Source organism: Streptosporangium sp. NPDC051022 (genome assembly GCF_040683035.1).
Taxonomy (GTDB): Bacteria; Actinomycetota; Actinomycetes; order Streptosporangiales; family Streptosporangiaceae; genus Streptosporangium.
In genome coordinates this window covers 58,674-80,908 of the sequence record NZ_JBFBCF010000019.1, presented here as the reverse complement: position 1 = coordinate 80,908, position 22,235 = coordinate 58,674, and the positions used below count along the sequence as shown (strand labels likewise).

At 70.2% G+C, this 22,235-nt stretch carries 19 protein-coding genes; 12 read left to right on the top strand and 7 right to left on the bottom strand.

What is annotated here, in order from left to right; translation table 11 throughout:
- Nucleotides 1-2: 2 nt before the first annotated feature.
- Nucleotides 3-2,762 carry a hypothetical protein gene (locus AB0N02_RS27805; protein ID WP_363952328.1) on the bottom strand — a complete coding sequence of 920 codons (2,760 nt, stop codon included), beginning with the start codon at nt 2,760-2,762 and terminating at the stop codon, nt 3-5.
- Nucleotides 2,763-3,320: 558 nt separating this feature from the next.
- Between AB0N02_RS27805 and leuS the strand changes: the two genes are divergently transcribed.
- Nucleotides 3,321-5,789, top strand: coding sequence for a leucine--tRNA ligase (leuS, locus tag AB0N02_RS27800; RefSeq protein ID WP_363952568.1), 2,469 nt, complete (start codon nt 3,321-3,323; stop codon nt 5,787-5,789).
- Nucleotides 5,790-5,802: 13 nt separating this feature from the next.
- Here the strand turns inward: leuS and AB0N02_RS27795 are convergent, their stop codons facing one another.
- Nucleotides 5,803-7,026 (bottom strand): transposase, encoded by a 1,224-nt coding sequence (locus AB0N02_RS27795; protein WP_363952326.1) that lies wholly within the window; start codon nt 7,024-7,026, stop codon nt 5,803-5,805.
- Between the two features lie 148 nt (nt 7,027-7,174).
- Here AB0N02_RS27795 and AB0N02_RS27790 point away from each other — a divergent pair, with 148 nt between their 5' ends.
- Nucleotides 7,175-7,696: a hypothetical protein gene (locus tag AB0N02_RS27790; RefSeq protein WP_363952324.1), complete on the top strand. Its 522-nt coding sequence runs from the start codon at nt 7,175-7,177 to the stop codon at nt 7,694-7,696.
- Between the two features lie 316 nt (nt 7,697-8,012).
- Here the strand turns inward: AB0N02_RS27790 and lexA are convergent, their stop codons facing one another.
- A complete protein-coding gene (gene lexA, locus AB0N02_RS27785; RefSeq protein WP_363952322.1) occupies nt 8,013-8,723 on the bottom strand; it encodes a transcriptional repressor LexA in 711 nt (236 codons plus the stop codon).
- A gap of 633 nt (nt 8,724-9,356) precedes the next feature.
- On the opposite strand from lexA, the gene AB0N02_RS27780 reads away from it, so the two are divergent.
- The 6 genes from AB0N02_RS27780 (at nt 9,357) to AB0N02_RS27755 (ending at nt 16,049) form a co-directional block, all read left to right on the top strand.
- Nucleotides 9,357-9,617 (top strand): LysM peptidoglycan-binding domain-containing protein, encoded by a 261-nt coding sequence (locus AB0N02_RS27780; protein WP_363952565.1) that lies wholly within the window; start codon nt 9,357-9,359, stop codon nt 9,615-9,617.
- A 297-nt stretch (nt 9,618-9,914) separates the two neighbouring features.
- Nucleotides 9,915-10,376, top strand: a complete 462-nt coding sequence (nrdR, locus tag AB0N02_RS27775; protein WP_363952320.1) for a transcriptional regulator NrdR — start codon at nt 9,915-9,917, stop codon at nt 10,374-10,376.
- Nucleotides 10,377-10,461: 85 nt separating this feature from the next.
- A complete protein-coding gene (locus AB0N02_RS27770; RefSeq protein WP_363952318.1) occupies nt 10,462-13,302 on the top strand; it encodes a vitamin B12-dependent ribonucleotide reductase in 2,841 nt (946 codons plus the stop codon).
- Between the two features lie 289 nt (nt 13,303-13,591).
- A complete protein-coding gene (locus AB0N02_RS27765; protein ID WP_363952315.1) occupies nt 13,592-14,578 on the top strand; it encodes a hypothetical protein in 987 nt (328 codons plus the stop codon).
- Nucleotides 14,551-15,057, top strand: a complete 507-nt coding sequence (locus tag AB0N02_RS27760) for an OsmC family protein (RefSeq protein WP_363952312.1) — start codon at nt 14,551-14,553, stop codon at nt 15,055-15,057. The genes AB0N02_RS27765 and AB0N02_RS27760 overlap by 28 nt, the downstream gene beginning before the upstream one ends.
- 77 nt (nt 15,058-15,134) lie before the next feature.
- Nucleotides 15,135-16,049, top strand: coding sequence for a MerR family transcriptional regulator (locus AB0N02_RS27755; RefSeq protein WP_363952309.1), 915 nt, complete (start codon nt 15,135-15,137; stop codon nt 16,047-16,049).
- A gap of 84 nt (nt 16,050-16,133) precedes the next feature.
- Here the strand turns inward: AB0N02_RS27755 and AB0N02_RS27750 are convergent, their stop codons facing one another.
- A complete protein-coding gene (locus AB0N02_RS27750) occupies nt 16,134-16,715 on the bottom strand; it encodes a hypothetical protein (RefSeq protein ID WP_363952306.1) in 582 nt (193 codons plus the stop codon).
- 324 nt (nt 16,716-17,039) lie between these two features.
- Here AB0N02_RS27750 and AB0N02_RS27745 point away from each other — a divergent pair, with 324 nt between their 5' ends.
- Nucleotides 17,040-17,432 (top strand): VOC family protein, encoded by a 393-nt coding sequence (locus tag AB0N02_RS27745; RefSeq protein WP_363952303.1) that lies wholly within the window; start codon nt 17,040-17,042, stop codon nt 17,430-17,432.
- Between the two features lie 249 nt (nt 17,433-17,681).
- On the opposite strand, the gene AB0N02_RS27740 is transcribed toward AB0N02_RS27745, so the two are convergent.
- On the bottom strand, nt 17,682-18,320 hold the full coding sequence (locus tag AB0N02_RS27740; protein WP_363952300.1) for a TetR/AcrR family transcriptional regulator: 639 nt from the start codon (nt 18,318-18,320) through the stop codon (nt 17,682-17,684).
- A gap of 520 nt (nt 18,321-18,840) precedes the next feature.
- Between AB0N02_RS27740 and AB0N02_RS27735 the strand changes: the two genes are divergently transcribed.
- The 3 genes from AB0N02_RS27735 to AB0N02_RS27725 all read left to right on the top strand — a co-directional run bounded on the left by AB0N02_RS27735 (nt 18,841) and on the right by AB0N02_RS27725 (nt 21,467).
- On the top strand, nt 18,841-19,743 hold the full coding sequence (locus AB0N02_RS27735; RefSeq protein WP_363952297.1) for a hypothetical protein: 903 nt from the start codon (nt 18,841-18,843) through the stop codon (nt 19,741-19,743).
- Nucleotides 19,727-20,296 (top strand): TetR/AcrR family transcriptional regulator, encoded by a 570-nt coding sequence (locus AB0N02_RS27730; protein WP_363952295.1) that lies wholly within the window; start codon nt 19,727-19,729, stop codon nt 20,294-20,296. Before AB0N02_RS27735 ends, AB0N02_RS27730 begins: the two co-directional genes overlap by 17 nt.
- Before the next feature lie 241 nt (nt 20,297-20,537).
- Nucleotides 20,538-21,467, top strand: coding sequence for an alpha/beta fold hydrolase (locus tag AB0N02_RS27725; protein ID WP_363952292.1), 930 nt, complete (start codon nt 20,538-20,540; stop codon nt 21,465-21,467).
- Here AB0N02_RS27725 and AB0N02_RS27720 read toward each other — a convergent pair.
- On the bottom strand, nt 21,382-21,960 hold the full coding sequence (locus AB0N02_RS27720) for a helix-turn-helix domain-containing protein (RefSeq protein WP_363952289.1): 579 nt from the start codon (nt 21,958-21,960) through the stop codon (nt 21,382-21,384). The two genes, AB0N02_RS27725 and AB0N02_RS27720, sit on opposite strands and share 86 nt — an antisense overlap.
- Nucleotides 21,961-22,039: 79 nt before the next feature.
- Complete coding sequence (locus AB0N02_RS27715; RefSeq protein ID WP_363952287.1) at nt 22,040-22,195, bottom strand: hypothetical protein; 156 nt, start codon at nt 22,193-22,195, stop codon at nt 22,040-22,042.
- Nucleotides 22,196-22,235 lie beyond the last annotated feature (40 nt).

Genomic DNA, 22,235 nt, shown 5'->3' with positions numbered 1-22,235 from the left:
GGCTACGAGGAAACGGCCTGGATCGACTTGAAGACGGTGTTGATGTCCGGCAGCAGTTCCTTCTTGCTGTCGGGCACCGACATGTAGACGACCGAGGGCAGGTCGGCGCCGGTGCTCACGATCGCCACGACAAGGGTGGTCTTCGAGTCGCCCGCGGTGATCTCGTAGGCGGCGAGCTGCCCCGGCAGGCCGTTGACGGACAGCGGCTGCTGGGCGGTCTTGCGGGCGATGTTCCCCTCGGGGAAGAACTTCTTGCGCGCGCCCAGGGCCACCGCGTTGATCACCGGGGCCAGGTTCTCCGGCGAGGTGTACTTGTCCTTCAGACGAGGTGACAGCACGCCCGACATCAGCTGGGCGAACTGCGCCCTGCCCGCCGAGTCCGTACCGGCGGGAACGTACTGGCGGGTGGTGAAGCCGTAGACCGTGGGCACGGTCCGGCGCTGGTCCTCCCGCCAGGGGCCGCCGAGGTGCGGCACGCTGATCGCCGCCGCCTGGTCGGAGACGATGCCGGAAACCGGCGAGGCCTTGCCGGGGAAACGCGGCAGACGCCCGATCGTCTGGGACTTCACGGGCTTCTTCGGAGAGGCGGAGGGCTTGGCCTGCGGAGTGGGCTCCTCCTTGCTGGGGGCCAGCGGTCCGGCCATGAACGCCCAGATCAGCGCGCCGACGAGCGCGATCACCACCGAGCCCGCGAGCGCGAAGACCCAGACGGGCCTGCCCTGCCCGTCGAGATCGTCCTCGTCCCCCATGGCCTGGTAGTTGTCGCCGAAGACCGTGTCCCACAGCTCCTGCTGGCGCTCGGGCGGCGGGGTCTTCGGGCCGCTGATCTGGCCCGCGGTGACGAACGGCCGGTAGGGGTCGGAGGGGTCCTGGCTCAGGTGGTGACCCGGCTGGCCCTGCGGGTGCTGCCCGGGCTGTCCCGGCTGGGGCTGGCGGCCGGGGCCGGGCTGCTGAGCCTGTGGCGGGTAGACGAGGCCGCCGGGAGGCGGTCCCGGAGGCACGTCCTGAGCGGGGTACGCGCCCGCCTGGGGCATCCCGTACGGCTGGGGCGCTCCCGGGGAGGGCGGCGCCCCGGCGGGGGCCTCCGGCGCGGTGGTCGAGGCCAGGGCCCACAGGGCGGGATTGTTCGGCACGCCGAAGCCGCCCGGCGTGCCACCGTTGCCGAAAGGAGCCCCGCCGTCAGGGGAGGCACCGTTGGCGGCGGAAGCCTCCCCGAAGGGAGTCACGGGGGACTGGACGGGAGGCTGGGCGTTCCCCCAGGAGGGGGAGAGCGGGTTCTGCGCCTCGGCGGCCGCGGGCGGCCACACGGCGTTGTCCGTGGGGACGCCGGACGGCCGTCCGGCGCCGTCGCCCGGGGTGGCGGACGGCCATCCGTTGTCCGCGACCGGGATGGAGGGAGACCACACGGCGTTGTCCGCGGCCGGGGTGGTGGACGGCCACCCGTTGTCCGCCGGGGTCGCGGACGGCTGCCCGGCGTTCGCGGCGGGAGCGGTGGAGGCGGTGGGCGGCCACGCGGTGCCGTCCGCCGGGGTCGCGGACGGCCAGGTGGCGCTCGCGGCCGGAGGCCACACGGCGTTGTCCGTGGCCGGGCCGGTGGACGGCCAACCGGCGTTGTCCGCGGCGGGGGTGGTGGATGGCCAGCCGGCGTTGTCCGTGGCCGGGGTGGAGGGAGACCACACGGCGTTGTCCGCGGCCGGGGTGGTGGACGGCCAGCCGGCGTTCGTGGCGGGGGACGCGGACGGCCAGCCGGCACCGCCGGTCTGGGCGGGCGTCGGCCACACGTCGCCGCCGCCGCTCGCCTTCGACGCCGAGAGCGAGGCCCCGGGCTCCCGCGAGGGGAGCGGCGGGACGTCCCACGACTCGGTGCCGGCCGGTGCGCCGTCCTGCTGCGGCTCGTCGTCGTACTTCGGCGGGGTGAAGGCGTCCGCCCAGCTGCCGTCGGTCCCGTCGGCCAGGGGGGTACTCGCCGCGGAGGCGCCCGCCTGGGGCACCGCCGAGGGGGAAGCGCCCGCCTGGTCCCAGCCGCCGCTCGTCTGCGGGGTACTCGTGTGGCCCCAGCCGCCGCTCGTCTGCGGGGTACTCGTGTGGCCCCAGCCGCCGCTCGTCTGCGGAGTGCTCGTGTGATCCCAGCCGGTGCCCGTCTGCGGAGTGCTCGTGTGGCCCCAGCCGCCGCTTGTCTGCGGGGTGCTCGCCTGGTCCCAGCCGTTACCGGAGGAGGACCGGGAGGAGTCGTCGGCGGCCTTGTGGCCGTTACCGGCCGGAGCCGAGGCGGCACGGTCCCAGCCCTCGCCCGGCGAGGAGACGGCGGCCTGGTCCCGGCCGTCCTGGAAGCCGCTCTGGGACATCGCCTGCTCCCAGCCGCCGTTCGGGGACGGGGCGGCCTGCTCCCAGCCGCCACCGCCGGACGTCCCCGCCGGGGAGGCACTCGTCTGGTCCCAGCCGGTGCCCGGCCGGGTGGCGGCGGCCTGGTCCCAGCCGGTGCTCGTCTGCGGGGTGCTCGTGTGCTCCCAGCCGCCGCTCGTCTGCGGGGTGCTCGCCTGGTTCCAGCCGTTGCTTGTCTGTGGAGTGCCCGTCTGGTCCCAGCCGTTGCCGGCGGAGGAGCCCGAGGAGTCGTCGGCCGGCTGGGGCCGGTCCGGGGAGAGCGGGGGGAAGGGAAGGCGAGGAGAGGTGCCAAGGGAGTCGTTCGCCCACGTGGGCGTCGGTTCCGCCGCCTCCGGCCACGCCGGAGGCAGGTGGGACTGGCTGGACTGCTCCGAGGCCATGACTGCCTTACCTCCCGCATGGGTGCCCGAATTATGAGTATTGGGCATGGTCTCACGTGAGACAGGGGCGTTCGCAGGGAAACCGGAGAACGCCCCCCTGAACTGGAGTCCTGTGGGGTCGGTTGGTGGATCCTGCATCGGCAGGCCGACCTCCGAGGGATCCGGGCCCTGCCCCGGCTCGACTGAGTGTGCCACGGTGAGAAGAGTAAACTGACGGGACATGCGAGGTCACAACGGATGTGTCCGTACCGGGTCTCGCTCTCTCCCGGACACGTGAGAGTTCCCATTGTGCTGAACCTCTGTGCGGGTGTCTCCCCTTTGCTGTGATCGGGGCTGTTTTCCCAGGCCACGAATATGACTTGCGGACTGCGATAGTCTTGGCCTATGCGTGCCGCGACCCTGCTGCTTATCGGGCCGCATCGGCCTTCTCGGCGTTAGACGCCTCGCCGGTGCGGCTGCCCTTCGCGTGAGCGAAGGGTTTTTCTATTGGGCCGGATGGGTCAGATCATCTGCGCAGACGTATACCGAGGGAAGATTGACGTGAGCGAGCGAGCCGACATGCAGAGCGACGAGCAGCACTACGACCCGCAGACCCTGCAGGTCAAGTGGCAGCGGCGGTGGGAGGAGCTGGACCCGTTCCGCGCCTCGGACGACCCCGCCGACACGCGTGAGCGGCGCTACATGCTCGACATGTTCCCCTATCCCTCCGGTGACCTGCACATGGGCCACGCCGAGGTGTTCGCCATCGGCGACGTCGTCGCGCGTTACTGGTTCCAGCGCGGTTACAACGTGCTGCACCCGATCGGCTGGGACTCCTTCGGCCTGCCGGCGGAGAACGCCGCGATCAAGCGCAACGCGCACCCGGCCGAGTGGACCTACGCCAACATCGAGACCCAGGCCAACTCCTTCAAGCGCTACGCGGTCTCCTTCGACTGGTCGCGCCGTCTGCACACCAGCGACACCGACTACTACAGGTGGACGCAGTGGCTGTTCATCCGCTTCTTCGAGCGCGGGCTGGCCTACCGCAAGGGCGGCCTGGTCAACTGGTGTCCCAACGACCAGACCGTGCTGGCCAACGAGCAGGTCAAGGACGGCAAGTGCGAGCGCTGCGGCGCCGAGGTCGTCCGCAGGGAGCTGACCCAGTGGTACTTCAAGATCACTGACTACGCCGACCGGCTGCTGGACGACATGGCGCAGCTGGAGGGCGGCTGGCCGGAGCGCGTGCTGACCATGCAGCGCAACTGGATCGGCCGGTCCGAGGGCGCCGACGTCAACTTCGTGATCGAAGGCCGCGACGAGCCGGTCACGGTCTACACCACCCGCCCCGACACCCTGTACGGCGCGACCTTCTTCGTGGTCGCCCCGGACTCCTCGCTGGCCGAGGAGATCGTTTCCGAGGACCGGCGCGAGGAGTTCGCGGCATACCGGGCCGAGGTGGCCAAGCTGTCCGACATCGACCGGCTGTCGACCGAGAAGGAGAAGACCGGAGTCTTCCTGGGCCGCTACGCCGTCAACCCGGTCAACGGTGAGCGCATGCCGATCTGGGCGGCCGACTACGTGCTGTCCGACTACGGCCACGGCGCCATCATGGCGGTTCCCGCGCACGACCAGCGCGACCTGGACTTCGCCCGCAGGTTCGGCCTGCCGGTGCGGGTCGTCGTCCACACCGGCCTGGCCGACCCCGGCGAGACCGGCGTGGCCACCGCGGGGGAGGGCTCCCTGGTCAACTCGGGCCCGCTGGACGGCCTGTCCAAGACCGAGGCGATCCATAAGATCATCGAGGTGCTGGCCGAGCGCGGCACCGGCAGGGCGACGGTCAACTTCCGCCTGCGCGACTGGCTGCTGTCCCGTCAGCGCTTCTGGGGCTGCCCGATCCCGATCATCCACTGCGCCGACTGCGGCGAGGTCCCGGTGCCCGACGAGCAGCTGCCCGTCACCCTGCCCGACCTGCGCGGTGAGGCCCTGGCGCCCAAGGGGGTCTCCCCGCTGGCCTCGGCGGACGACTGGGTCAACGTCTCCTGCCCCAAGTGCGGGGGCTCCGCCAGGCGCGACACCGACACGATGGACACCTTCGTCGACTCCTCGTGGTACTACCTGCGTTACGTGGACCCCGGCTACGAGGGGGGCCCGTTCGACGTGGAGAGGGTCCGCAAGTGGGGGCCGATCGACCAGTACGTCGGCGGTGTCGAGCACGCCGTGCTGCACCTGCTGTACTCGCGCTTCTTCACCAAGGTCCTGTACGACATGGGCATGGTCGACTTCACCGAGCCCTTCCTGCGCCTGCTGAACCAGGGACAGGTCATCAACCAAGGCAAGGCGATGTCCAAGTCCCTGGGCAACGGCGTCGACCTGGGCCAGCAGATCGACGCCTACGGCGTGGACGCGGTCCGGCTGACCGTGGTGTTCGCCGGTCCGCCCGAGGACGACATCGACTGGGCCGACGTCTCCCCGGCCGCGTCGCAGAAGTTCCTGGCCCGTGCCTTCCGCGTCATGGCCGAGGCCGGTGCGGCCTCCGCCCCGGGCGCCGACTTCGCCACCGGGAACCTGGAGCTGCGCAAGGTGGTCCACCGGACCATCGACGAGGTCACCAAGCTGGTCGACTCCCACCGCTTCAACGTCGCCGTCGCCCGCATGATGGAGCTGACGACCGCGGCCCGCAGGGCCATCGACTCCGGGCCCGGCGCCGCCGACCCGGCGGTGCGTGAGGCCGCGGAAACCCTGGCGGTCATGCTGTCGCTGGTCGCGCCGTACGCCGCGGAGGAGGGCTGGGAGCGGCTGGGGCACCCCGCCTCGGTCGCCACGGCCGGTTGGCCCGTGGCGGAGCCCGTGCTGCTGGTCCAGGACTCCGTCACGTGTGTCGTGCAGGTCGCGGGCAAGGTCCGTGATCGCCTGGAGGTCTCCCCGGAGATCTCAGACGCCGACCTGGAGGCCCTGGCCCTGGGGTCGGAGAGGGTTCAGGCCTTCCTGACGGGCGAGCCCCGCAAGGTCATCGTCCGCGCTCCCAAGCTGGTCAACATCGTCCCTTGACATCCTCTCCGTCCTAATGGATGGAGATTCCCGTCTGCCGCGTGTGCGGCTTCGGGTGGGTTACCGCTTCGCCGCGCGGTGCCGGGACAGGTCCCGGTCCTACCCGCGCTCCACGGTCGTTTAGCCTGTCCGCCTGCCCGGCGGCCAGAATGTTGATCGCCGCGTTGACATCCCGGTCGTGGACCGCCCCGCACGGGCAGCTCCACGACCGGATGTCCAGTGGCATCGACGTGGCGACGGTCCCGCATGCCGAGCACAGCCTCGACGATGGGAACCACCTGTCGATCCTCCCGAAGTACCTGCCGTATCTCGCGGCTTTGTACTCCAGCATTGCGACGAACTGTGACCAGCCCGCGTCGTGCACCGACTTCGCCAGGCGGGTACGGCCCAGACCGGACACGCACAGGTCCTCCACGTACACCGCTTGGTTGTCGCGGATCAACGTGGTGGACTGTTTGTGTGCCCAGTCGCGGCGTGCATCGGCCACCCGGGCGTGCGCCCTGGCGACCCTGACGACGGCCTTCTTACGGTTCGCCGAGCCCTTCTGCTTGCGGCTCAGCGCCTGCTGCGCCTTGCGGAGCTTCTTGGCCGCGCGGCGCAGGAAACGCGGATCGCCGATCTTCCGGCCGTCGGACAGCACCGCGAAGTGAGTGCGTCCCAGGTCGATGCCTACCTCGTCCGGCGTCTCGGGCAACGGCTCGGCTGAGGTCTCGACCACGAACGACGCGAAGTACCGGCCGCAAGCGTCCTTGACCACCGTCACCGATGACGGATCGGACGGCAGCGGGCGCGACCAGCGAACCGGAACGTCCCCGATCTTCGGCAGACGCAGCCTCCCGCCCGCCGTGATCGCAAAGCAGGCGTTCTTCGTGAATCGGATCGACTGCCGGTTGTCCTTACGGGAGCGGAACCGGGGTGGGGCGACCCCGCGGCCCTTGCGCCTGCCGGTGACCGAGGCGAAGAAGTTCCTGAACGCGGTGTTCAGGTCGGCGAGTGCCTGCTGCAGAATCACCGCCGACACCTCGCCGAGCCACGCCCGCTTCGGGGTCTTTTTGGCCTGCGTGATGACCCGCTTGGACAGGTCCCCATCCGAGATGTACGGCAACCCGGCATCGCGGGCGTCCTGCCTCATGCGCAGCCCGTCGTTGAACACCACCCGCGCGCACCCGAACGCCCGCGCCAGCGACTCGCGCTGACCGGCGCTCGGGTAGAGACGGAAGTTGTACCGCAGCTGCACGCCATGATCCTAGCTTTGGGTGATGGTCGCACTACGGAAACGCTAAAACCGGTAGGCATGATGCTTTTGCCCTGCATGCCCCTTTGGTCTTCATGACGAAGTCCCGGCATCGGATATTCACCGGACCTCACCTGGATTCGCCGGATCGGTGGGTAGCGCTTCGATCAGTATCCTGCGCCGGTGCATCGAGCAGCGGAACCGTTCAGCTCAGGGCACGCCCGGGCTCGGCGGTCCTTCCATGCGGGCCTTCACCCCCGGTCTGAAAGCCGGAGCACTGGCCCGCAATTCGGCGGATGTCGTCTTCGCCTCCGACCCAGAACGTGCTCAGAGGATGACCGGGCAGACGGATGTGCCGCCGGAAATCCCTCTCTTCATCCGTGGTGGTGCTGACGATGAGGCTGAGGCTGACATTGATCCTGTAGTGCTCCCTGTCCAGACAGAGATGTCCACGGGGCAGTTGATCGTCGAGGAGCGCAAGCGTCTGCACGAATGGCTGGGTGGCGCGAGACGTTCGCTGGAGAACCTTGAAGAGCTGGGCAATAGAGTGTCGTTTCCGCCACTTCTCGGCTCGCCGGAGGAGTGGCTGGATCTCCAGCACAGGGCCTTCGAAGTGCTCGAGTTCATCCAGCGCAACCGAACCGGCGGGCCGGAGGATGACGAAGAGGAGTAGGTCTGGTTTTTTCCTGTGGACTGTGAAGCCGGATTCCGAGGGCAAGTGGGGTTCGGCTGTACAGCATCGCAGGAGAAAAAGCCGGATAGCCCAGGGCTGGTCAGGGTGCTGGAGCTGTACCTCCCCGAAATCCTCTTGAGGCCGGGTCTTTCACGTTCCGGATCGGGGTGAGGTCTTCTGAGCGAGGCGGAAGATACAAGATGCCGAGATAGGAGATCCTCAGTGAGGCCGCAGGGGTACGGAAACAACTGAGGAGCGGTCCCCTGTTATGGGACCGCTCCTGCGGTGAGTCGTCTCGAGGCCACCGCCGCCGATCTCAGAGCTTGCGCAGCACCGCCACGACCTTGCCCAGGACGGTGGCCTCGTCGCCGGGGATGGGGTCGTAGTTCGCGTTGTGGGGGACCAGCCAGACGTGGCCGTCCTTGCGCTTGAAGGTCTTGACCGTGGCCTCACCGTCGATCATCGCGGCGACCACGTCGCCGTTGTCGGCCACCGGCTGCTGGCGGACGACCACCCAGTCGCCGTCGGCGATCGCGGCCTCGATCATGGAGTCGCCGGTCACCTGGAGCAGGAAGAGCGTTCCCTCGCCGACCAGCTGCTTGGGCAGGGCGAAGACGTCTTCGACGCTCTCCTCGGCGAGGATCGGCCCGCCGGCCGCGATCCGGCCGACGAGCGGCACATAGGCCGCGGTCGGGCGGCTGACGGAGGTCTCGTCGGCGTTGGCGTCGGGATCCACCCACAGCACCGGCTCGCCGGGCAGGCGCACCTCCAGCGCGCGGGGACGGTGCGGATCACGGCGGAGGTAGCCCTTGCGCTGCAAAGCCGTCAACTGGTGCGACACGCTGGAGGTGCTGGTGAGCTGCACCGCCTCGCCGATCTCCCGCATGGACGGCGGGTAGCCGCGCTGCTGCACCGAGTCGCGGATCACCTCAAGGATCTTGCGCTGCCTGGGGGTGAGGCCAAGGGAGTCACGCCTGCGCACCGCCAGGTCGCTGACGGCCGAACCGTTCTCGTCATGCTCGCTCATGCGGTCTCCTCGCTCCCGGTCTGTATTGCTTACGTCGCACACAGCGACCGTACCCTCGCCGAAGATCATACTCAAACAATTGTTCGAAGCGTCCTCGAAATCGGCGGCGGCGTGGTGTACAACATCGTACGGGAGTTCGATCGACATCGTGTTCGATTCGCCGATCTTTCTTCGACATGTGTTCGGCCAGGTCGAGGGGGCGGGGGCAGCGTGAAGGCGACCAAGACGACGACCAAGACGACCAAGACGACCAAGATGGCCGGGGTGACCGGGGTGACCGGGGCGACGGCTGGGGCGGCGAGCGGGGAGGCGGCCGCGGGGACCGCCGTGTGGGCGGCCGGGCGGATGACCGAGGGGGTGGCCGGGAGGGTGCCCGCTGCCCGGCGTGAGGTCGCGGGAGGGGCTGTGCGGAGGGCCCCGGGGAGACCCGTGGGGAAAGTGGCGAGAGGGGCCGCCGTGAGGACGGCGGGAGGCTCTCCGGGGAGGGCCGGGGGCGGTCCTGCGGGGAGGCCGGCCGGGAGGGGCGGCGTAAGGAGGTCGGGAAGGCCGGCGGGAGCGGGCTCCCAGAAGGGGGCGCGGCGGTCCGCCCCGCCGATCCGGCTCACCCGGAGGGGGAGGGTCGTGGTGATCGCGATGCTCACGCTCCTCACCCTCGGGGCCCTGTGGGTCGGCGCCCGCATCGACGGGGCCTCCGCGCTCGAGCCTCGCGACCGCGAGGGGCTGCCGTGGGTCGTGGTGCGCGGAGGTGACACGCTCTGGGGGATCGCGGAGGCCATGACGACGGAGCGTGACGCCGCCTCGGCGGTCCGGCTGATAATGGACCTCAACGATCTGCCCGACTCCGTGATCCGGCCCGGTGCCCGGCTCTACCTTCCCGGTGACCCCGTCCGCTGACCGGACCCCCGGACAGGCCGCCCCGGGAGGCGACACGCCCGACTGCCGCCGGTGTGGCGCGCTGATCAGCGACTTCGTCTCCCGGGGTCTTCCCAACTTGCGTTCATGGGCCGACGCTCCTACGGTTGGACCACAACATCTAGTGGCTTCATCATTCTTCTCCACCATAGATTGTGTTCCTATTACCGCATCTCGACCATTCGAGGGGCGTGCGCGAGCGTCCCTCGCTGAGACCGCGGAGCAAGTGGAGTAACAAGGGAAAGGTGAGCCGCTAGGCAAGTCAAGGAGGCGACGCGCGTGCACTGTCCGTTCTGTCGTCATCCTGACACGCGGGTCATCGACAGCCGATCGACGGAGGACGGCGGTGCCATCCGCCGCAGGCGGACATGTCCGGAATGCGGGCGCAGGTTCACCACGCAGGAGACGGTGTTGCTCATGGTGAGCAAACGCAGCGGGGTGACCGAGCCGTTCTTCAGGGACAAAGTGATCGCCGGTGTCCGGCGAGCGTGCCAGGGACGCCCGGTCAGCGAGGACTCGCTGGCTCAGCTCGGACAGCGGGTCGAGGAGAGCATCCGCGCCACAGGATCGGCGGAGATCGCGGCCCACGAGGTCGGGCTGGCGATCCTGGGACCGCTCCGTGAGCTCGACGAGGTGGCCTATCTGCGGTTCGCCTCCGTCTACCGGGGCTTCGAGACCCTTGCCGACTTCGAGGCGGAGATCGAGCAGCTTCGCGCGGAACGTTCCGCCAGGCACGACTGAGACAGGCCCCGGGCGCCGGGGGACAGGGCGGCGCGTGGAAGTTGTCCGACTTGAGGGCTCTGTGGAGCCCCGGAAGGGGGATGTCATGACGGAGACGGTCAGCGGCGCAGCCGCGCGTGGGGGGAAGCGGTCGCGTAAGGGGCTGAAGATGAAGCGCATCTTCACCACGCCTGGGGTGCACCCGTACGACCAGGTGTCCTGGGAGCGTCGCGACGTCGTCATGACCAACTGGCGGGACGGCTCGATCAACTTCGAGCAGCGGGGTGTGGAGTTCCCCGAGTCCTGGTCGGTCAACGCCGCCAACATCGTGACCACGAAGTACTTCCGTGGCGCGGTCGGCACCCCGCAGCGGGAGTGGAGCCTCAAGCAGCTCGTCGACCGGGTGGTGGGCGTCTACACCAGGACCGCGGCGGAGGAGGGCTACTTCGCGACCGACGAGGACGCCGAGATCTTCGACCACGAGCTCAAGCACGCCCTGGTCAACCAGATCTTCAGCTTCAACTCGCCGGTCTGGTTCAACGTCGGCACCGCCTCGCCGCAGCAGGTCAGCGCCTGCTTCATCCTGGCCGTCGACGACCAGATGGAGTCCATCCTCGACTGGTACAAGGAAGAGGGTGTGATCTTCAAGGGCGGTTCGGGCTCAGGTGTGAACCTCTCCCGGATCCGCTCGTCGAAGGAGCTGCTCTCCAGCGGCGGTACGGCCAGCGGCCCGGTCTCCTTCATGCGCGGCGCGGACGCCTCCGCGGGCACCATCAAGTCCGGCGGCGCCACCCGCCGGGCGGCCAAGATGGTCGTCCTGGACGTCGACCACCCCGACATCGAGGAGTTCATCGAGACCAAGGCGCGCGAGGAGGACAAGGTCCGCGCGCTGCGCGACGCCGGGTTCGACATGGACCTGGGCGGCAAGGACATCGTCTCGGTCCAGTACCAGAACGCCAACAACTCCGTGCGCGTCTCCGACGAGTTCATGCGCGCCGTGGAGAACGGCGGTGACTTCGGCCTGCGCGCCCGCCTCACCGGCGAGGTCATCGAGAAGGTCGACGCCCGGGAGCTGTTCAGGAAGATGGCCACGGCCGCCTGGGAGTGCGCCGACCCCGGCGTCCAGTACGACGACACGATCAACGACTGGCACACCAGCCCGGAGACCGGCCGCATCACCGCCAGCAACCCGTGCTCGGAGTACCTCCACCTGGACAACTCCTCCTGCAACCTGGCCAGCATCAACCTGCTGAAGTTCCTGAAGGACGACGACTCCTTCGACATCGCGAACTTCGTGAAGATCACCGAGCTGATCATCACGGCGATGGACGTCTCCATCACGTTCGCCGACTTCCCGACCGAGAAGATCGACCGGACCACCCGGGCCTACCGCCAGCTCGGCATCGGCTACGCCAACCTCGGCGCGCTGCTCATGGCCACCGGCCACGCCTACGACTCCGAGGGCGGCCGGGCCATCGCGGGCGCCATCACCTCGCTGATGACCGGCGCCTCCTACCGCCGCAGCGCCGAGCTGGCCGCGGTGGTCGGGCCGTACGAGGGGTACGCCCGCAACGCCGACGCGCACAAGCGCGTCATGCGCAAGCACGCCGCGGCCAACGACGACCTGCGCACGCTGGACGGGATCGACAGGGCGATCCACACCGAGGCCTCCCGGCAGTGGGCCGACTGCCTCAGGCTCGGCGAGAAGAACGGCTACCGCAACGCCCAGGCCTCGCTGCTGGCGCCGACCGGCACCATCGGCCTGATGATGGACTGCGACACCACCGGCATCGAGCCCGACCTGGCCCTGGTCAAGTTCAAGAAGCTCGTCGGCGGCGGCTCCATGCAGATCGTCAACCAGACGATCCCGCGCGCGCTGCGGCAGCTCGGTTACCAGGAGGAGCAGGTCGAGGCGATCGTCGAGTACATCGCCGCCCACGGTCACGTCGTCGACGCCCCGGGCCTGCGGCGCGAGCACTACGAGGTGTTCGACTGCGCCATGGGCGAGCGGGCCATCGCGCCGATGGGCCACGTGCGGATGATGGCCGCCGCCCAGCCGTTCCTGTCCGGCGCCATCTCCAAGACGGTCAACCTGCCCGAGTCCGCGACGGTCGAGGACATCGAGCAGGTCTACATGGAGGGCTGGAAGCTCGGCCTGAAGGCCCTGGCCGTCTACCGCGACAACTGCAAGGTCGGCCAGCCGCTCTCCGCGGCCGGCAAGAAGGTGGAGCAGAAGACGGAGGAGAAGGCCGAGGTCGCCGAGCCGGAGATCCAGGTCGTCGAGGTCAGCCGCCCGACCCGCCGCCGGATGCCGAACCAGCGCCCCAGCACGACCACCCGCTTCACCGTGGGCGGCGCCAAGGGCTACATGACCGCCTCGTCCTACCCCGACGACGGTCTCGGCGAGGTCTTCCTGAAGATGTCCAAGCAGGGGTCCACCCTCGCGGGCGTCATGGACGCCTTCTCGGTGGCCATCTCCATCGGCCTGCAGTACGGCGTGCCGCTGGAGACCTACGTCGGCAAGTTCGTCAACATGCGCTTCGACCCGGCGGGCATGACCGACGACCCGGACATCCGCATGGCCGCCTCGGTGATGGACTACATCTTCCGCCGCCTGGCCCTGGACCACCTGCCCTACGACGAGCGGGCCGCCCTCGGGATCTTCTCGGCCTCCGAGCGCGCCGCCCAGCAGCGCGGCGAGGACCCGGCCCCGATCGCCGCCGACGAGGTCATCGCCGAGCTGGCCACCTCGGCGCCCATCGAGGAGCCGCAGCCCCGTCCCCAGGCCGTGGCCGTGACCGCCGCGCCGGAGCGGGTCGGCTCCCTGGAGTCCCACCAGGGCCGTACCGCCGACGCGCCGCTCTGCATGACCTGCGGCACCAAGATGCGCCCGGCCGGCAGCTGCTACGTCTGCGAGGGCTGCGGCTCCACCAGCGGCTGCAGCTGACTCCCGAAGTCATCCGGTCCAACCGGGACCCGGCGCTTCGGCTGAGGTCTTGCTGATACTGGGTTTGCAAGGAGGTCCGGTCTTGTGGCCGGACCTCCCTGCCATTGACGCAGGGCCCTCATGCGCTGATTTCCGGTTCAATCGGCGTATCACCGGTTAGACCGGAAGGGATTCTGTGGCTGACAGCCACGTTCGTCTCGTGCGGGGAAGCCCTCGGCGGGGAATGCGGGCGGAGCTCTTCGCGGACATGCCGTGGGCTATGGCACCGTGCTTCCGGCGGCCGACGGAGATGGACAACTCGAAAGCCGCGAATTTCGCGGGTGCGTTTCTGAGCGGTTCGACGATCTGGCTGCCGGACGACGCCGAACTGTCCCCGGCGTCCGACGTCGACCTCATGGTCGTGACCACGGACACCGACCCTCCTCCCAAGCTCGGGAAGTTCCGCTGGAGGGGCGTCCTGATCGAGGTGACGTACCTGTCCTGGGGGCAGCTTCCGTCCGCCGAGGTCATCCTCGGGTCCCACCACCTGGCGGGCGGCTTCCGGAAGAACACCGTCGTCGCCGACCCCGCCGGCAGGCTGACCCGGCTGCAGGCCGTCACCGCCGTCGAGTACGCCAGGCGACCATGGGTGCGACGGCGCTGCCGGAGCGCCGAGCAGAAGGTCGTCGACGGCCTCGGGGCGCTGGACCCCTCGGCGGCGTCGCACGACCGGGTGACGGCCCTGATCTTCCCCGCCGGTGTGACCACGCACGTGCTGCTGACCGCGGGCCTGCGTAATCCCACCGTTCGCCTGCGCTACCCGGCCGCCCGGGAACTCCTCGCCGACTACGGCCACCTCGAACACTACGAGGAACTCCTGCGACTGCTCGGCTGCGCGGACATCACGCCGTCGCGAGCCGAACACCACCTGCGCGCGATGACCGAGGCGTTCGACGCCACGGTGCCCCTGGCCCGGACGCCGTTCCCCTTCGCCTCCGACATCACGGTCACGGCACGGCCGGTCGCGGTCGACGGCGGTCGTGACCTGATCGCGAAGGGGCTGCACCGTGAGTCGATCTTCTGGATCGCCGCCACCTACGCGCGCTGTCTGAAGATCCTCGCCACCGCCCCGTTCGCCGCCGGACCGGGCGATCGGCGCCACCGGCCGGGGAGTACGGTGCTCCTGCAACGGACGCACCGCCCGGTGACCGGCCGTCCTCCGGATGCCGCGGACGGTGACGCACGGACACGGCGGAGAGGGGAACGGCGATGGCGAAGACCCACCTTTACGAGGTGACGGTGACCTGGACCGGCGACCGCGGGACGGGGACGAGCGGATACCGCGCCTACGAACGGGCGCACGACGTCGAGGCGGACGGCAAGCCGCCGATCCCCGGCAGTTCCGACCCCGCCTTCCGCGGTGACCCGGCCCGCTGGAACCCCGAGGAACTGCTGGTCGCGTCGCTGTCGCAGTGTCACATGCTGTGGTACCTCCACCTGTGCGCCACGGAGGGGATCGTGGTCACCGGATACACCGACCATCCGCGCGGCAGCATGATCGAGGGGCCCGACGGCGGCGGCCGGTTCGAGGAGGTCGTGCTGCGGCCGCGAGTGACCCTGGCGCGGGCCGATCAGGCCGACCTCGCCACGGAGGTGCACGAACGCGCCCACCGGATGTGCTTCATCGCCGCCTCCGTCAACTTCCCGGTCCGCCACGAGCCGGTGATCCTCGGCGCGGCACAGGACATCCCCGCCCGGGACTCCACCGCCTCCTGACCGGTGCGCCGCCCCGGTCCGGCGAGCCGGAAATCCCGCTTGAGTCTCCACCTGCTGGAGACGGCACAGTGGTCTCCGTGAGCGAAGGCACAGAACTTTTCACCATCGGGCAACTCGCGCGCCGTACCGGCCTTCAGGTGCGGACGATCCGCTTCTGGTCCGACATCGGCCTGCTTCCGCCGGCCGAGCGGTCCGGTGGCGGTTACCGCCTCTACGACGCGGAGGCGGTGGCCCGTCTCGACCTCCTCCGGACGCTCCGCGAGCTCGGATTCGGCCTCGACGTCGTCCGGGAGGTCCTGTGCCGGACCACCACCGTCGCCCAGGTGGCCGAGACACACGTCTCGGCGCTGGACGCGGAGATCCGTACCCTGCGGCTGCGCCGCGCCGTGCTCCGCACGGTGGCCAAGCGCGGCAGCACGATCGAGGAGACACTCCTGATGCACAAACTGGCCAGGCTGTCCGCCCAGGAGCGGCAGCAGATCATCGACGACTTCGTCGACTGCGTCTTCGCCGGGGTCGACCCCGACGATCCCGCGGCGCGCATCGCGAGCGGCATGCGGCAGGTGAACACCGAGCTGCCCGACGACCCGAGCCCCGAACAGGTGGACGCCTGGATCGAGCTGGCCGAGCTCGCCGGTGACGAGGACTTCCGGCGGCGGGCCAGGGAGATGGTGGTCGCGGGCCGGGACGCACCCCCGTCCGGGCCGGATTTCGACCACGGCGCCGTCATGGAGCACGTGGGACGGGCGCTGCGGGAGGGGGTCACCCCCGAGTCGGCGGAGGGCAAGGCCGTCCTGGACCTCGTCGTCGCCCCGGAGACCCCGGCCGAGCAGCGCGTCCGGCTGCTCGGGCAGATGGAGACGTTCACCGACGCCCGGGTCGAGCGTTACTGGCAGCTGCTGGGAATTATCAACGACCGTCCCCCGTTCCCGTCGGCCGTCCCCGTCTTCGAGTGGCTGATCGCCGCGCTCAAGGCGGACATCGGCTCCTGAGCGTCACGCCTGACGCAGGCGGTTCCGGGAGACGTGGACGGCTCCCGGCGGGTGTGCCCGGGAGCCGTCGTCCGGTACGGGACGCTACCCGCAGTTGCCCCAGGAGCCGCGGCCGCCCGTGGCGGTCTCACCGGAGGGCGACTTCACGACTCCCCAGTACTTGACGCACAGGCCCTTGGCGTAGAGCTTCACCGGGCCCGCGTAGTACTTGTAGCGGCCGGTGTCCTTCTTCGTCGCCGTCCGCTCGGGTTCGTCGCGGAACCGTTTCGTCTGGGTCTGCAACGTCGCCGCGGTGTACGTGGCCGTTCCCGCGTAGCTCGTCTTGATCGTGGCCACGCAGTTGTATCCGGTGGTGCGGTTGTAGAGCAGGTAGACGTAACCCCAGACCCTGCCGGAGGAGGTCTTCACCGGGCGGCTGCCGTCGCCCACCCTGCCGAACCCGGAGCCGCAGACGCCTTCCGGGGTGGAGGCGGCGGCCGAGACGGTGGTCGTGGCGGTGGCCGAGGCAGTGGTCCGAGCAGTGGTCCGAGCAGTGGTCGTGGCAGTGGTCGTGGCAGTGGTCCGAGCAGTGGCCGAGGCGGTGGTCGTGGCGTGGGCCGGGCCCGCCATGACTCCTCCGGCGGACAGCGCCACGGCGAGGAGGACCGTCTTCGTCGACGTGATCATGCATTCATCCCTTCGTCGGATGTCACGTGCCGATCGAGCGGCGTCGAAGGTGATCATTCTGCCGCTCCGCCAGCTATGACATGACCGAAATGGAAGGATTGGTGCAACTTGTAAAGTCAGGGTGGGATGTGCCGCCCGCCCGAGCCCGCTGTCCGCGGCCCTCTCCGCGGCCCTCTCCGCCCGATGATCCATCGGCGTTGTCGCCTCCCGGCGGCGCCTCCCGGTGGAGGCCGGGACACGTCCGATTCCTGCAAGACCGGAGGGAACGGCCCCGGTTAGGTTGGTCGGCGTGAGCTCGATCCGCAGACCGGAGAGGTGACCGACATGAAAGCCCAACTGGACGTCGTCGGCGTCGTCGTCGAGGACATGGCCCGGTCACTGGCGTTCTATCGCAGGCTGGGCCTGGAGATCCCGCCGGAGGCCGACGGGCAGCCGCACGTCGAGGCGGTGCTGCCCGGTGGCCTGCGCCTCGCCTGGGACACGGTGCAGACGATCCACTCGTTCGACCCGGAGTGGCGGCCGCCCACCGGTGGCCCCGGGATCTCCCTCGCCTTCCGGTTCGACGGGCCCGCCGAGGTCGACGCCGCCTACGACGAACTCGTCTCGCTCGGATACAAGGGGCACAAGGAACCGTGGGACGCGTTCTGGGGCCAGCGATACGCCGTCGTCCACGACCCGGACGGCAACGCCGTCGACCTGTTCGCGCAGAACGGCTGAGGACGGGCCCGCGGGCGTGGTGTCCCGCGGGGTTGACGGGCACAGGAGACGCCGGGGGCCGGGGCGGTCGGCGGGCCGATCGCGCACCGCGTGATCCCGGCCGTTTCCTCTCATCGTGTGCGTGGCGGTTCGGGCGCCGGTATTCATCGTGTGCGTGGCGGTTCGGGCGCCGGTACGGCGGGCGGTGAAGTGGAGTGGATCGGCGCCGATGAGCGGGGCTCGGTCCGGTGGGCGTTCCCGGTCACGGCGTCAGACGTTCCAGCGCCGGTTGACCTCCTCCACGGTGGGCGGCGGGCCGGGCAGCGGGCCGGCCGACGGCAGGCGCAGGGCCTCCAGCATCAGCGTCAGGTAGCGGTGCCTGATCTCGGACGTCCTGGCCTCGTCGCCGAGCTGCGCCGCCGCCAGCAGCTCGAAGATCATCGTTATGTCGGCGACGTTCAGGCCGGGGCGGAGGAGACCCGCCTCGGCCGTGCGCTCGAAGAGCCGAACGGTGAGCTCGGAGGCGCGCTCCGCGTCGCGATGAAGGCTCTCGTCCGGGGTGAAGGTACCCGCCAGGTTGATCGTCAGGGAGTGGGTGTCGGCGTCCACGATGTCGCCGACGAAGGTGGCGAAGGCCGTCCACGGATCGCCCTCGTCGGCCAGCGCCGCCTCCGCGGCGGCGATGTAGACCTTCAGGCCGTCCGCGCAGAGCTTGCGGAGCAGGTCCTCCTTGCCGGCGTAGCGGCGGTAGAGCGCGCTGATGCCCACTCCCGCGCGTTCGGCCACCGCGGAGATCGGGGCGCCGGGGTCGGCGACGAAGACCGCCCGCGCGGCTTCGAGGATCACCCGGTCGTTGTGGGCCGCCTGGGCCTTGCGGCCGCTGAGGGGCCCCGTGCTCGTCGTCTCCATGTCACCAATATAACTTCCGGAACAAAATATTCCGTTCTGCCGGATGGGGCGACGCGCGAGAGAAGGGGGATTTGGCCGAACGCGGCCGGTGCCGTGGACCGACGGCGCGGGAAAGGGGAGGAGGCATGCCCGGAAGGGCGCCTTGGGGATGCTGTCCCTTCCGGCGGAAGACTGCACTTCTCCGTGGACGCAACCTGATGCTGACCTGCGAGCTGCGATGCAGGCCCGGACAGGGGCGCCGTAGGTTGTTCGGAATCACCTTGCGGCTTCGGGGCGATGGAGCGCTCAGATCACGATCGTCGATGAATGGCTACGACCAAGGCTTGCGCGGGGCTCACACCGTCCCGCGGAACCGGCCGTGCTCGAGGCCGGTACCTCTCGGACGGCCTGAGCGACAGGGGCCACGCGTGCGTTGATCTTCCGGGCGGCGGCCACGTGTCGCCGCGGACGGTGCAGGCGATCCCCGGCAGGCGGGACCGCCCCGGCAGGCATACCCGTCACCATCCCACCGGAGAACACGATGTCCGCTCAGCAGCCCCTCACCTACCACGCGTTCGTCGAACTCGCCGCCGCCGACCCCGCCGTCGTGGGCCTCGTCCTCAAGGGCTCCCGCGCCCACGACGGCATGACCACCGAGCACTCCGACCACGACCTGTACGTCGTCCTCGCCGACGGCGCGACAACGGATCTCACCCGGTTCACGGGCCACCGCACCCCGCAGCTCGACCTCGTCATCATCCCCCTGGCCGCCTTCCGTACGGCCGGCATGCCCGGCTTCGAGCGCTACGCCCTCGCCCGTGCCGCGATCGTGCTCGACCGGCTCGACGGAGGCATCGCCCGGATCCTGGCCGCCAAGGCACGACTCGACGCCGATGAAGCCTTCCGGAACTGCGGTGAATGGCTCGACGCCTACGCCAACTCCCTCTACCGCTCCGTCAAGAACGACCGTGACGGACATTCACTCGCCGCCCGCCTCGACGCCGCCGACAGCGTCCGGTTCCTACTGGAACTGCTCTTCGCGCTCGACCGCCGCCCCCGCCCCTACAACAGGTACCTGGAATGGGAACTCGCCCGGTTCCCGCTGCCCGGCTGGGACACCGGCATGTTGCTGGCCGCCGCGGACCGCATCTCGGCAACGGGCGACGTGTCCCTGCAACGGCGCCTCTTCGCCCGTGTCGAGGCGGCGGCCCGGCGCGCCGGCCACGGCGCGGTGCTGGACGCATGGGGCGAGGACCTCGACCTGATGCGACCGCATCGGCGATCACGTGCAAGGTGGGCCCGAACGGTGCAGCACTTACTGCCACTTGAATGCGAACACTGCAGGGTCCAGCCGGACAGGACAGGTGGTTTCCGGTCCGGCCGGTTGGGGTTGTCAATAATAGGAAGACCGGTCTATTTTTTTGGGCATGGGACGGAAGGGTGACGAGACCCGGAGCCGGTTGCTGGACGCCACGCAGGACCTGGTCGAGAGCGGCGGCTACTTCGGGGCGGGGCTGAACCAGGTGGTCGCGGCCAGCGGGGCGCCGCGCGGCTCGCTGTACTTCCACTTCCCCGGAGGCAAGGAGCAGCTCGTCGGAGAGTCCGTACGGCGGGCGGGCCGCGAGATCGGCCGGACCGTGCGCGACCTGGCCGAAGCGGTGCCCGACACCGCGAGCCTGGTCACCGGGGTGCTGGCCCTGCTCGGTGACCGGCTGGAGGCCTCCGGGTGGCGCAAGGGGTGCCCGGTGGCCACGGTCGTACTGGAGATGGCGGCCGTCAGCGATCCCCTCCAGGAGGTGTGCGCGGAGGTCTACGGCTCGTGGGAGGGCGAGTTGCGCGACCGGCTGGCCGCCGACGGGCACCCCGAGCCGGACGACACGGCCACCGTTCTTCTCGCCCTCGTCGAGGGGGCGCTGCTGCTGGCGCGGGCCCGCCGCAGCCGGGAGCCGCTCGACCGCGCGGCCCGCCGCGTCGCGGCGCTGCTCCGGCCGTCCTGACGCCGATCCGGCACCCCTGACCCCGCTCAGCCCTTCCTGACGTCGATCCGGTGCTCCCGGTGCCGAGCCGGTCGTCCCGCCAGGGGGTTCGCCGCGTTTCGTTCGCGACGGGCCTTCGTGTGCCCATGAAATATGTAGACCGATCTATTATGAGGTGATCGTGTGACCCCCGACTCCATCGTCTTCGGCGCGGCGGGATTCATCGGACGCTCCCTGGTCGCGGAGCTGCTCCGCCAGGACCGTGCGGTGGCGGCCGCTCTGCGCGCTCACCGGGGCCGACCCCGAGACGTTGTCCTTCCTGTCCGGCGACCGCTACGACACCGCCCCGGCCCGTGCCTTCGCCGAGCGGGCCGGGCTGCGCATGCCGCCCGCCGAGCGGGTGATCAGGCGGTGGGCCGACGGGCTGGTCGGGGCGCGGTTCGGGGCGGGGGAGCCGCCGCGCGAGCCGTACGGGTTCCAGGACGTGGCCGGAAGCAGGACCTGGGTGGTCGGCGGGCGCGACGACCCCGAGTACGTGCTGCTGCACGGGCTGCCGCTCGACGCCGACTCGTGGGCCGGTGTGAGCGGCGCGCTGGACGGCCCGGCCCTGGCCGCCGACCTGCCGGGACTGGGCCGTTCCGCCCCTGCCCGGTCGCTCGCCGACTGGACGGAGGCCCTGCTGGAACCGGTCGGAACGCGCCCCGTGCTGGTCGGTCACTCCTTCGGCTGCGGACCCGTCCTGCGTTACGCGCGGGCCCACCCGGACCGGGTGTCCGCCGTCGTCCTGGTCGCCCCGGCGTTCCTGCAGGCGCCCGCGGGATGGTTCGCCCGCTCGGCGGCGGCCGTACCCGTGCTGCGCCGGATGTCCGCGGCACGTCTCGGCGGCGGGCTCGGCGTGCCGGCGGAGGCGATCACCGACCTGCGCCGTCCGGGGGCCGCCCGCCGGGTGGTCGAGGCGATGCGCACGGCCTACGCCACCCGGGACGAGCTACGCGTGCTGCTCGGCCGGATCGAGGTCCCGGTCACGATCGTCGCCGGGTCGGCCGATTCGCCGGTCACCGGCGGGCCCGCCGTCGTGATCCGGGGTGCCGGGCACTATCCGCAGCTCACGCATCCCGGGGAGGTGGCGGCGGCGCTGAGAGCAGCCGGTGGGCGAACTCGCCCAGGGCCGCCGCGATCCGCTCGGGGCTGAGCTCGCGCCCGGAGCGCTGGTAGGTGTAGACCTCGGGGGCCAGCGGGGCGAGCATGACCTCCACCAGCGCGTCCGGGTCCGGCACCCCGGCGGAGACCAGCAGCGAGCGCACGTGCACCCGCCAGAAGCCGTAGGCCCCGGTCTCGAACCGGGAGCGTCCCGTCTCCGCGCCCAGGACCAGGTGGGCGTGGGACTCCAGGAGACCGACCATCGCCGCGTAGAACGCGGCCAGCCGCTCCGCGGGCGGCGCCCCCGGTCCCAGGGGCGCCTCGCCCTCGATCAGCTCGCGCTGCAGCGCCTTCTCGTGCTCGTCGAGCATCGCGGTCGCGATCGCGGCCCGATCGGGATAGCGGCGGTACAGCGTGCCCCGCCCGACCCCCGCCGCCCTGGCGATGTCCTCCATGGTGACGTTCGGCGCCCCCTTGGCGGCGAACAGTTCCCCGGCGGCCTCCAGGATGCGCGCCCGGTTACGCGCTGCGTCTGCTCTCTCCATGTTTCCAGCGTATAGGCGGACAGGTCGTCCACCTGGAGGGACGCCGGAGCCCGGCGGCCTCCGTGACGGGCCGCCGGGCTCAGGCCGCGGGGGTGGGTCCGCTCGTGCGCGGAAAGCGCAGGACGTTGCGCCCGGTGTAGGCGAGCAGGTCCACGACCTTGGTGTCGCCGGTCGTCCTGTTGCGTGCCACCGAACGGATGTCCCTGATCTTGAGTCGCGCGACGTATGGTGACACGACCACAAGTCTCCTCATTGAGCCCCCCGCGTGACGGTTT

What these genes read in the sequence shown, in the direction of transcription:
- AB0N02_RS27805 (WP_363952328.1), bottom strand. Translation starts at nt 2,762, where the DNA reads ATGGCCTCGGAGCAGTCCAGCCAGTCCCACCTGCCTCCGGCGTGGCCG.
- leuS (WP_363952568.1), top strand. Translation starts at nt 3,321, where the DNA reads ATGCAGAGCGACGAGCAGCACTACGACCCGCAGACCCTGCAGGTCAAG.
- lexA (WP_363952322.1), bottom strand. Translation starts at nt 8,723, where the DNA reads ATGAGCGAGCATGACGAGAACGGTTCGGCCGTCAGCGACCTGGCGGTG.
- AB0N02_RS27780 (WP_363952565.1), top strand. Translation starts at nt 9,357, where the DNA reads ATGCTCACGCTCCTCACCCTCGGGGCCCTGTGGGTCGGCGCCCGCATC.
- AB0N02_RS27770 (WP_363952318.1), top strand. Translation starts at nt 10,462, where the DNA reads ATGACGGAGACGGTCAGCGGCGCAGCCGCGCGTGGGGGGAAGCGGTCG.
- AB0N02_RS27765 (WP_363952315.1), top strand. Translation starts at nt 13,592, where the DNA reads ATGGACAACTCGAAAGCCGCGAATTTCGCGGGTGCGTTTCTGAGCGGT.
- AB0N02_RS27760 (WP_363952312.1), top strand. Translation starts at nt 14,551, where the DNA reads ATGGCGAAGACCCACCTTTACGAGGTGACGGTGACCTGGACCGGCGAC.
- AB0N02_RS27750 (WP_363952306.1), bottom strand. Translation starts at nt 16,715, where the DNA reads ATGATCACGTCGACGAAGACGGTCCTCCTCGCCGTGGCGCTGTCCGCC.
- AB0N02_RS27745 (WP_363952303.1), top strand. Translation starts at nt 17,040, where the DNA reads ATGAAAGCCCAACTGGACGTCGTCGGCGTCGTCGTCGAGGACATGGCC.
- AB0N02_RS27740 (WP_363952300.1), bottom strand. Translation starts at nt 18,320, where the DNA reads ATGGAGACGACGAGCACGGGGCCCCTCAGCGGCCGCAAGGCCCAGGCG.
- AB0N02_RS27735 (WP_363952297.1), top strand. Translation starts at nt 18,841, where the DNA reads ATGTCCGCTCAGCAGCCCCTCACCTACCACGCGTTCGTCGAACTCGCC.
- AB0N02_RS27730 (WP_363952295.1), top strand. Translation starts at nt 19,727, where the DNA reads ATGGGACGGAAGGGTGACGAGACCCGGAGCCGGTTGCTGGACGCCACG.
- AB0N02_RS27720 (WP_363952289.1), bottom strand. Translation starts at nt 21,960, where the DNA reads ATGGAGAGAGCAGACGCAGCGCGTAACCGGGCGCGCATCCTGGAGGCC.